The following is a 9,262-nucleotide window of genomic DNA, read 5'->3' as shown; positions in this document are numbered from 1 at the left end:
AGTACACCTTCGGACCGCTGCGCGCCCCGACCAAGTAGACCGCTACCGGGAAGTGGGGCACGCTGCGCGTACCCCACTTCCCGTGCGACTACTACTCACCCACAGTGAAATTCACATCGAGATACGAGAAATTGTCTCGTAGATGCTGCCGTACATCGTCGAGATCTACGGCCTCGTCCGCATCTTCTTGGCTACGCGCCGATCGCGTCATTGTTAATGCAACCGTGACATTCACTTCTACATCGAAGTCACGTTCTCGGCCTTCGAGCCCCCACTGTTCGCAGAACCTCTCGAACTCGCTGCACAGACTGTTCTCGTCCGCCCATTCGCACGCGGACTCGCTCATCCGCCTGACCCACTCGCGATGGTTCGCACGCTCGGTATTGGCGCTCTCGCGTACGGCCTGCAAGGTCCGTTCGACGGCGGCCCGTTCGTGGATCGGCCGCACATACTCACCGAACCACGCGGGAGCGGCCCCAGGTGACACCGTGACCGGTGAGATGTCACGTGTACGCACCAACCCCGTCCAGCTCTTGTAGGTGTGCTCGACGGCCATCAACGGCTCACGCCACACGACAGCAACGCTTGCATGGGTCTCGGTGGCATTGCGCTCGTCCACCGAGAACCATCCCGACGCGGCGATACCGCCGCTTCCATCACTTATCTGCACATAGGCCCCCTCTGCGGGGTATCCCGCAACCAGGGGCTCTGGCAAGGCCTCGAGCACGACGGCCCGGTTCGACCAGTCAGCACCCCCTAGAGACCCGTTGTCGAAGACCACCTCGAGCACGGACGCAACTGGCAACACTGAATCGACGATCGATGTCATGGCAGATTTCAGCCTCTCAATTCGGGTGACGGATGGTCAGTCCGCCGATCAACAGAACGCCTCTGAATCTACCATCGAAACACTTGCACTGGAAGACGTAGGAGTCATCGAAACACGTTGATAAACAAAGCGTTTGGGATCACATCTATCGACAAGACGCAACCCGGCAGCGGCCGCAATTGTCCCCGGCGCACTCGGTGCCGGGGACCGGGTGCGCCCTGTCCGAAGCCAATGCCGGAATAGGATCGCTCAGGTGCCCCGTCCCTTTCCTCTTCTCGACGACTCCGTCTTCACCTCCTCCGGATACAAGCGGAGTACCAAACGGGTGGGACCCGATCTCGAGGACGCCTGCCTCTGCGGATCCCGCCGGCGGACGCGGTCCTGCCATGCGACTGCAGCCGGTCGCTGGATCGTCTCGGAACCGCCACCCCTCCTGAACGATGCTCGCACTGGCTACGCACACCCCGAGTGCTTCGGCCAGGCAGGAGCAGACTGTTCCGACAAGATCAGTAGAGAGCATTGGATCAGTGCCAACATTCACCGGCAGCTGCACATCGACGGAAAAGCACCCATGCTCAGCGGCGCACCGTGGCTGCATGGAGCATCGAAATCGGTAGGCACAAAAGCACTAGCCTCGAAGATCCTCTGTGAGCGCCACAACAATGCATTGTCACCTTTGGATTCCATTGCAGGACAGTTCTTTCAGGCAGTACGGGACATGCAGTTGTCCTTGGCGAGCACGACAGCACCTTTCCTGGGGCCGGCCGACGATCATTTCCTCCTTCTCAGTGGACCACGACTACAACTTTGGCTCCTCAAACTCGTTCTCGGGGGCGTGGCCTCACGCTCCTTCGGTGCGGCCGGCACACCCCTCAAGTCAGTCAGGACACAACCAGGGGTTGCGCTCCATGATATTCTTTGGCGCGGAGCGTTGTTCCCTAATCGATGGGGACTGCACGCTCGAAGGCACCGAGTCGATCCCAAGGGCACGCCAGAATCCATCGGCGTCATCAACCAAACAATTGACGACGAGGTATGCGGTGCAACAGTTCAATTCGGGGCACTCAATCTGAACCTCGGCCTTGGGGTGCCCGAGAACAGCGCGACGGTACAACCTGCTTCATACCGCTTCGATAGACCCTCGACAGACGTCCAGAAATACATTGCGCTTGCCTGGCCAGAGGACGGCCACGAACCCATCAGTTACTCGAACCTTGGATAGCCCACGGCGCGGCCGCTCCGCCACCAACAGCGTTGATAGCTCCCATTTCGACCTCGTATTCGCGATGTATTCTCGCGGGCATGACGCTCACCAGTTCGCTGGACCAGGCCAGTTCTACGATCCACGACGCCGGCCTCCGCATTCAATCTCTGCAGTCCACACTGGACGGCACCAAGCGAGACCTTGCGCAAACGCAGGAAGAACTGGCTCGCCTAGCTCTCGTTCTCGACACCTACGCTGCAGCTACCGAGGCTGGGCAACCTGCTGAAGGGAACCAGCTCAGACTGATCTCAGGAGCACTTGCTGCCGCAGCACAGAGCCTCACTAAGTCGTCCGACGCGCTTCGCGACGACGTGATCGCAGGCATCTAGCTAGCAGGTGACCGCCCCTTGGTCTCGGTCTCTGCGTCTCCGCGACGAGCTCGCCGGGCTTGCCAAGTACCTGATCGAACTGCATCGCTCGACAACCCGGTTTGGAGCTGGTTTGCCGCCAGGCGGGGAAGCCGTCGCTCGACACAGTTACGCAGCCCCGCCCCATAGCCCTGCAAGAGGATTGCCCACCCAGCGTAGTTGATTGAACGACCCTCGACGTCGCGCACGTGACAACAACAGTGACCCGTCGTGAATTGCTGAGCAGAACTCATCGATCCTGTTGAGCACCGACTCGGCCGGGGACGATTGCACTGTGATCCACACCGGAACCGAAAACTTTCGTATCCATTCCCACGTCTCACGGGATCCGGTAGCGGCCCACAGCAACAACACTATTCGGGTTCACGCTGTTGATGTTCGGGGTCCGATCGAACTGCGCCGCGCTACCGTTGATCTCGTCCTCGAACAGCAACTCGCACGCGCTCGACGAGTCGCGTTGACCGAACGTCCGTACGCGCAGCCGTGGCACGAATATTTGACCTCACTCGGCGACGGAGATCAGGAGTTTCTTGATCTGATAGAGGCGGCGTCCCAGCAGCTCGTAGCCCGGTCCGGACGCGCCGAGGTAGTTGCGAAGGTGTGCTTGGCTGTAATGCTCGCGTCTGGGTGTGTGGTTCGGCCGGCGTTCGACGGCGGAGCGCGGACGACCAATCGTGCAGCCGAGTCGGCCGACGGTCAGGACGACATGGCAGCGTTCCCGGAAACGTGGGCGGCGCGAGACGTCACTCGAAATAACAGGCTGGTGCTTGCAGTGGGATCGCTTCCTGCGAGCGATCCCACCTTGGCGGACGCCCTGATCACTGCGGTCGTACAGCCGTGCCGAGTCAGTGTGTTTCGCCCGCATTCTTGACAGAACACGGCGATACGCCCGGACAGTGATCGGGGATCGCTCTAGTCGAGCGATCCCAGGCGCGAGTCTTGCCGATGATCGTGGAACGACAGCATGTTGTGCGCGACGATCCACTGTAGAAACGAATCCGGGAGAGCGTGAATGGCGTCGGCATCGACGTGGTGCCCGACTTGGGTCAGGGCGTGACGGAAAAGCAGCACCTTCTGACGCTCGCCAGAGAGCCCGGGCCTGCTCGCCGAAGGCTCGAAACGCGGCGGCCACTCCAGAAGATCGCTGAAGTGCCATTCGATTAGATCGAGTGCGGCCAGATACTCCCGATGCGCCTTGGTCCCCGGCACGACCTTTGGGTAGAAGTACTGGTCAGTCGGGTCTTCTCCGGCTGTGAGACCGGTTTCTAATTCGCCCGGAACATAGTTCGGGGACGTCGGTGGCAACCGATGCACCCTGCCCGGATGTACGAGCACCCAGACTGCCTGCTCGTGGGATGTCGTTTGACCGCGTTCCAACGGTCCCGAGCAATCGACTCGGAACGACGTGGGGTCCGTTGTCACGAAAAAATTCTCGTTCATTCTCAGCGCTCTAGCGGTTGCGTGACCCCACCACTGGATATGGCAGCCTCCGCGCTGCTTGGTCCTAACCTGCGTCGCGTCCGCCCTCTCCGTGATCAAAAAACTGTTCCGAGAGAACGCCTTATGTGCATCCGGCACATCTAGTCGTCTGTATCCGTCGGTGACGTTCTTGGTGGGCCTACCGATTTCGAGGCGGTCCCCTTCCTCCAGCTGGATCGCAGGTCCGACCTGTTTCGGCGGGCTGAACCTTACGACGGGGACGCGCCTGTTGTTCGCACCGTCATCTCGGTACTTGACGATGTCCGAGGCCCACACTTCGACCGTGGTGTAATTCGTTGCCGTCATGAACTATTTTCCCTGCGTTCCTTGTGGTTTGCGACACGGGCCGATATCTTCTCGTACTGCGTCGATTGCCGCCACCGCTACCTCGGCTGCGACGGGAGCGGCATCCGCTGCACCGGATCGAGGCGACTGTTCACCGCCCAAGATTCGGACGGCGATGACTATTTCGGGGTTCTCTGCCGGCGCGAGTGCGACTACCCAGCCGTCGTAGGAACCGCGGTCGTCATCCGCGGTGCCGGTCTTCGCGGCGACCGGCATGTCGAGAATCCCGAGCTCGCCTGCGTGTCCGTCCTGCACGACCGCCCGCATACCGTCGAGCACGGGTCCGGTAACCGGGTTGTCGAGAACGAGTGCGGTTGCCGGTGGCGACGTAACGGAGTCGACATCCAGCTGGTCGTCTGTGCATTGCCCTAGCTGCACCCGCGCGCGGGGTAGTGCTCCGTTCGTCGCGAGTCGGCCCACCGCCACGGCCATTTCGTACGGTGATGCGCGGACGTCCTGCTGACCGAATCCCGTGCGCGCAAGCGCATCTGGGTCGTCGCCGACGCCTCCCACGACGATGCCGGGGTGAGTCGGGAAGTCGGCGGAATCGGCGGAGAGCACCGCGGTCATCTGGGTGATCGACTGCAGACCGGTTCGGATGGCGATCTCGGCGAATGCGGTGTTACTGGACTCCGCAAGTGCCTGGGTCAGATCGCCGCCGCCTTCGATGTTGCCGGCGTTGTGGACGATGCCGACCCCGCCCGGGGGTGTGTATTCGTCGCGAACCGGCGTGGTGGTGTTCTGTCCTGCGCTCAGGGCGCTGGCTGCGACGATGGTTTTGAACGTCGATCCCGGTGCGCTTTGCGAATACACCGCCGGGTAGCCGGCGTCATAGGAGTGTTGGTCCGAGCGGTGTGAGTAGAGGCCGAGGATACTGCCGTCCTTGAGGTCCAAGGCTACGACGTCCCCTTCGTATCCGCGGGTTTCGAGACCGTCGCGGGCAGCGGTCTGGACCGCTGAATCGAGGGAGGTGACCATTGTCGGTGATTCGCATGCCTTCTTCACAACAAGGTGTTCCAGCCATGGTCGTAAGCAAGTGCCGGCGCTCATGTTCGTGGCGACGAAGTAGGCGGCGTCGATGTCTCCGTTGAGCTGCGGTATCGACGACTCCAGGGTGCGGGTTTGCACGTCGGCATCGGTGGTCGCGTCACGCATCGTCGATGGGACGAGGAACGGCGTCCCGTCGCGGAAGACAACCGGGCCGGGGTTTCGTGACGCGGCATCCTGGGCTGCGGTTCGTGCGGGAACTTCGGGTACGACGGTTTGCCAGGCAACCAAAGTGATGACGATCAACCACAGTCCGAGGATCGCCCACTTCGTTCGGTCGACGCGTGCGACAACGCGGAGTTCGGGGACGCTTGGAACCGGCCGCCAGCGGTGGGATCCGATGCCGACGATAAGCCCGACGGCGATCCACATACAGGTCAGCGAGCTTCCTCCGTTGGAGAGGAACGGGACGACCATCCCCGTGACAGGCACCTTGTTGATGGTGGCGAGCGTGACGTACAGGGCTTGCACGGACACCATGGCTGCCAGGCCGGTCGAGATCAGGCGTGGCCCTGCGCTGGTGGCACGGATTGCCGACAGCCAGCAGGCGGTGACCAAGGCACCGAATAGGCAACAGATTGCTATGACCACTATCGCTCCCCGTTCCTCTCCGATGCCGGCGAGGACGAAGTCGTTCTCTACGTTGGCGACGTCGAGCGGGGATCCGTTGTTGAAGCCGGTGCCGAGCCAGCCTCCGGTCGCGAACGACCGAAGTGCCGCGCCTGTGTTCTGAAGCTGTCCGTCGGACGTGATGGGGTTCAACATCTGGTCGATGCGGGCGCGGAGCTTTCCCACACCGAAAAAGGTTGCGACGACGAGGACTGTACCGACGGCCGTAAATCCGATCCAGACGCGCGGTGGCGGGCCGCACACGATCAGCATGACTGCTACTGCACCGGTGAGCACGAGTACCGGACCGAGGTCGGATGCGTAGCCACCGAGGGCCGCGGCGAAGGCGACCGGCCAGCAGGCTAGCAACGCGGGCGTAACCCTTCCCGCTCGCAGCGCTGGTCCTGCGGCATACAGCATCGATCCCAATCCGATGATGATCAGGATTCTGGCCAGATCGCCCGTCTGTCCGACGAAGGGCCCGACAGATATCCAACCAGGGGCACCGTTGACTAGTACGCCGATCCCGGGCATGAGGGGAAGCGTCAGTGCGACACAACCTGCGACCGCTACGCCTGTCCCCGTGATCGAGCGAGCGGTGGTGTTCCACGTACTGCCGATCCACGCAGCGACGAGGAACGCGGCCACCCCGACCAAGGCCCACCGCGCCTGGTCGACGCCGCTACCCGGATAGAGCCTCTCCGCCGTCACGGCACCGAGGCACGTGAGGGTCCAGGCGGCGACTGGGATCACGAGGGAGGCGGATGCGCCCACAACGCGCCGAACGAACGCACACAACACGATCGGAACCACCGCTGCCGCCGCGACGTAGAGCAACGAATGCTGCACGGACCAACCCAGCTGGGCTGCTGCAGTCAGCACCAGCGCGGGAGGTCCCCCAAGAGCCGCGAGGTCGCTGGAACTCTGCCCGCCGCTGAAACCGGGTGCGCCGCCACCTGCTGGTCGAGTCGCCACCGCTTCCGTGTGTACCCGCAGGAGGGCGAGAACTGTGAGCGCCAGTACGGACAGCGTCGCGAGCATGTCGGCGATCATCTCGACGCCCCCGAGGCACTTCGTTTCACCAGACGTATCCGGTCGTGCTTTCCCAGTCGGATCACGCACTCGGACGTCGCCGCCCTCGGTTCGCGGGGGGCCACCCGGCTGTTGTCGAGCCAGGTGCCGTTGGTGCTGTCGAGATCTTCGACTTCGACCACCTGAGCGGCGGGATGCCAGCGCAGGGCAGCGTGTGCCCGTGAGACGGTCCGCGAGGAAACGACAATGTCGGATGTGGAGGATGCGCCGACCACGTAGCGCCGACCCTTGCGAAGAGCGACGCGTCGACCGTCGGGCAGATCGGCGAACCACAGCTCGGAGGCGTCACCCGGCGCGACATCGGTGATGTCGTCCTCGCCGCGCGGTCGGCGAGGGACGTCGCCGACTTGGTCGGTCGGAGAGTCGTCGCCGTCGGGATAGCGAAGTACTACCTCGACATCTCGTCGGCCGAGAGCCGGGTTTGCGCGGAGGGAGAACGCAACGCCGGAGTAGTTCCACGATTCTGCTTCAGCACGGGCGGCGAGATCTTCTCCCAGTTCACGGGAGAACTGCACCCAGATCGGCACGACGCGTTCATACATCTCCGGAGCGAGTTCGAGGAGCACGCCTACCGGCATGAACTTCGTTCGAGCGGTGCCGATCGCACCGCTCACGATCTTGTCCAGAACCCGGACACTAACGTTTTCGGGGGTGGGTAGAGGAACCCGAAGACGCTCCTGCACCGTCTTGGAGACGGCGCGAGGAGCGTTCCCCGCGAAAGTGCCCTGTGCGCGTTGGGTCCGAACCACTTTCGCAATGACAGCGGCTGTAGCGACCAGTGCTGCGATGATGATCAGAGCAGTCATGCTTTCCTCCTCGGTCGAGGAAAGCATGACGCGCTACGGCCTTCACGAACAGAACCGATGGATTCTGTAGTTCACGCGCGCTGGATTCGGCCCACGATCACTGTGATGTTGTCGGTCGCACCGGTTTTGGCAATCTCAACGAGGCGTTCTGCGATGTGAATCGTGGAGCGTTGTCGCGCCTCCACCAACGTTGATTCGATGTCATTCTCGTGCAGTGAGCCTTTCCACAGACCGTCCGTGGCGACGAGCACGATGTCGCCTGGTTCTGCCTCGTGGGCCCACACATCGGGCGTGACCGACCGCGCACCACCGATACTGCGTGTGAGCGTGTTGCCGGTCGAATGGTCTGCCGTCAATCTTCTCAGTCGCCGACCTCGCGCAGGAAGAATGTAGACGCGGCTGTCACCGACATGGGCGCCGTACAGATAGCCGGTTTCATCCAAGTGAACGATATCCAGAGTCGTTGCTCTTCCTCGATCCGCGGGGTCGTCGTCCTGGCGCGCGCGGACGTCGGTGTTCGCACGCGTAACCGCCGACGCCAGACTCATGCCGTCTTCCTCGATCGCATCGCGGACTGCCCGCAGCGCAGCGCGAGATGCTTGACCGCCGGCAGACCGCCCGCCGACCCCATCGGCTATACCCAGCAAAGACCCGCTGAGGATCGCCCAGTCCTGATTTTCTTTGCGCGGGCCGGCGTCCGTCGCGCTGTCGGCGTCGAAGAAGAGTGCGCCACCGCCGCCGCCGGGAAACGACAGTATTCGACCTACTGTCGATTCCTCGGTATCGATCCGGTCCGTCGATCGGCCGAACAACCGGTCAAGGGCTCCGCCTCGGGTGCTCGTACTCGTACTGGGCTCGCCACGATCGATTACGCGAGACGCAGGGGGCACACCGATATCGGTCATTTCGCTTTGCACAGAGTCGGTTTCACCGCCGAGTGGAACGTGACGGGTGACGGTCAGGCTGTCCGGGTTGACCGTTGCACGAGGCGCACTGAAATCGTCCGGACTCGCTTGCCGTAGCACCCGGTCGGGACCGAACGGTTGCGGTGCCGGTGTTCGCTCCGGACGGCGTTCATCGTGGAAGTCGAACAGGTTGCGAGACATGTCATTCCGATCGTCGCGGCGGGGGGAGGCGGCCTGTGATTGCGCCACAGGATCGAAGGGATCGTGTTCTGTCTGTTCCTCGCGATCGGTCCATGAAGCACCGGCCTGGGACCCAAGCCCTTGCCCACGTTCGCGGCGATACTTCAGGTCTGAAATGCCAATACCAGCAAACCGCCACACCATCAGTGGGACAACACTTCCCACGAGAAAGACTGCCAGTGCGGCGTTGTCACGGACGAAGTCGATTCTCCCCACACCGAAGACCAGCACAGCGACGAAAACGATCCACAACGCAGCGCAGGCTATCCGGGTACGCA

General features: G+C 62.4%; 8 protein-coding genes. 3 read left to right on the top strand and 5 right to left on the bottom strand.

Going from position 1 to position 9,262, the window contains the following annotated elements; all coding sequences use genetic code 11:
- Nucleotides 1-91: 91 nt before the first annotated feature.
- Entirely contained in the window at nt 92-829 is a 738-nt protein-coding gene (locus BH95_RS28070; protein ID WP_015586238.1) for a hypothetical protein, read from the bottom strand.
- On the opposite strand from BH95_RS28070, the gene BH95_RS29885 reads away from it, so the two are divergent.
- The 3 genes from BH95_RS29885 (at nt 828) to BH95_RS27640 (ending at nt 3,332) form a co-directional block, all read left to right on the top strand.
- On the top strand, nt 828-950 hold the full coding sequence (locus BH95_RS29885) for a hypothetical protein (RefSeq protein ID WP_255032396.1): 123 nt from the start codon (nt 828-830) through the stop codon (nt 948-950). The genes BH95_RS28070 and BH95_RS29885 overlap by 2 nt on opposite strands.
- A 1,181-nt stretch (nt 951-2,131) precedes the next feature.
- Complete coding sequence (locus tag BH95_RS27645) at nt 2,132-2,422, top strand: hypothetical protein (RefSeq protein WP_032375883.1); 291 nt, start codon at nt 2,132-2,134, stop codon at nt 2,420-2,422.
- A 496-nt stretch (nt 2,423-2,918) separates the two neighbouring features.
- Nucleotides 2,919-3,332, top strand: coding sequence for a hypothetical protein (locus BH95_RS27640; protein ID WP_094620979.1), 414 nt, complete (start codon nt 2,919-2,921; stop codon nt 3,330-3,332).
- Nucleotides 3,333-3,373: 41 nt separating this feature from the next.
- Here BH95_RS27640 and BH95_RS28975 read toward each other — a convergent pair whose 3' ends face one another.
- The 4 genes from BH95_RS28975 to BH95_RS27620 form a co-directional block, all read right to left on the bottom strand.
- Complete coding sequence (locus BH95_RS28975; protein WP_139278548.1) at nt 3,374-3,670, bottom strand: hypothetical protein; 297 nt, start codon at nt 3,668-3,670, stop codon at nt 3,374-3,376.
- 579 nt (nt 3,671-4,249) lie between these two features.
- Nucleotides 4,250-6,994 carry an FtsW/RodA/SpoVE family cell cycle protein gene (locus tag BH95_RS27630; protein WP_015586233.1) on the bottom strand — a complete coding sequence of 915 codons (2,745 nt, stop codon included), beginning with the start codon at nt 6,992-6,994 and terminating at the stop codon, nt 4,250-4,252.
- Nucleotides 6,991-7,839 carry an FHA domain-containing protein gene (locus tag BH95_RS27625; protein WP_032392088.1) on the bottom strand — a complete coding sequence of 283 codons (849 nt, stop codon included), beginning with the start codon at nt 7,837-7,839 and terminating at the stop codon, nt 6,991-6,993. Before BH95_RS27625 ends, BH95_RS27630 begins: the two co-directional genes overlap by 4 nt.
- 71 nt (nt 7,840-7,910) lie before the next feature.
- The gene (locus BH95_RS27620) at nt 7,911-8,945 is read right to left on the bottom strand and encodes a PP2C family protein-serine/threonine phosphatase (RefSeq protein WP_157773226.1); all 1,035 of its coding nucleotides are present in this window, start codon (nt 8,943-8,945) and stop codon (nt 7,911-7,913) included.
- Nucleotides 8,946-9,262 lie beyond the last annotated feature (317 nt).

Source organism: Rhodococcoides fascians A44A (assembly GCF_000760735.1).
Classification (GTDB): Bacteria; Actinomycetota; Actinomycetes; order Mycobacteriales; family Mycobacteriaceae; genus Rhodococcoides; species Rhodococcoides fascians_E.
Note: the sequence above shows the minus strand (reverse complement) of the source record. Positions and strands in the feature narration are given on the sequence as shown.

Excerpts from the sequence above, each read along its gene's own strand:
- BH95_RS29885 (WP_255032396.1), top strand. The coding sequence starts at position 828 with ATGGCAGATTTCAGCCTCTCAATTCGGGTGACGGATGGTCAGTCCGCC.
- BH95_RS28070 (WP_015586238.1), bottom strand. The coding sequence starts at position 829 with ATGACATCGATCGTCGATTCAGTGTTGCCAGTTGCGTCCGTGCTCGAG.
- BH95_RS27645 (WP_032375883.1), top strand. The coding sequence starts at position 2,132 with ATGACGCTCACCAGTTCGCTGGACCAGGCCAGTTCTACGATCCACGAC.
- BH95_RS27630 (WP_015586233.1), bottom strand. The coding sequence starts at position 6,994 with ATGATCGCCGACATGCTCGCGACGCTGTCCGTACTGGCGCTCACAGTT.
- BH95_RS27625 (WP_032392088.1), bottom strand. The coding sequence starts at position 7,839 with ATGACTGCTCTGATCATCATCGCAGCACTGGTCGCTACAGCCGCTGTC.
- BH95_RS27620 (WP_157773226.1), bottom strand. The coding sequence starts at position 8,945 with ATGTCTCGCAACCTGTTCGACTTCCACGATGAACGCCGTCCGGAGCGA.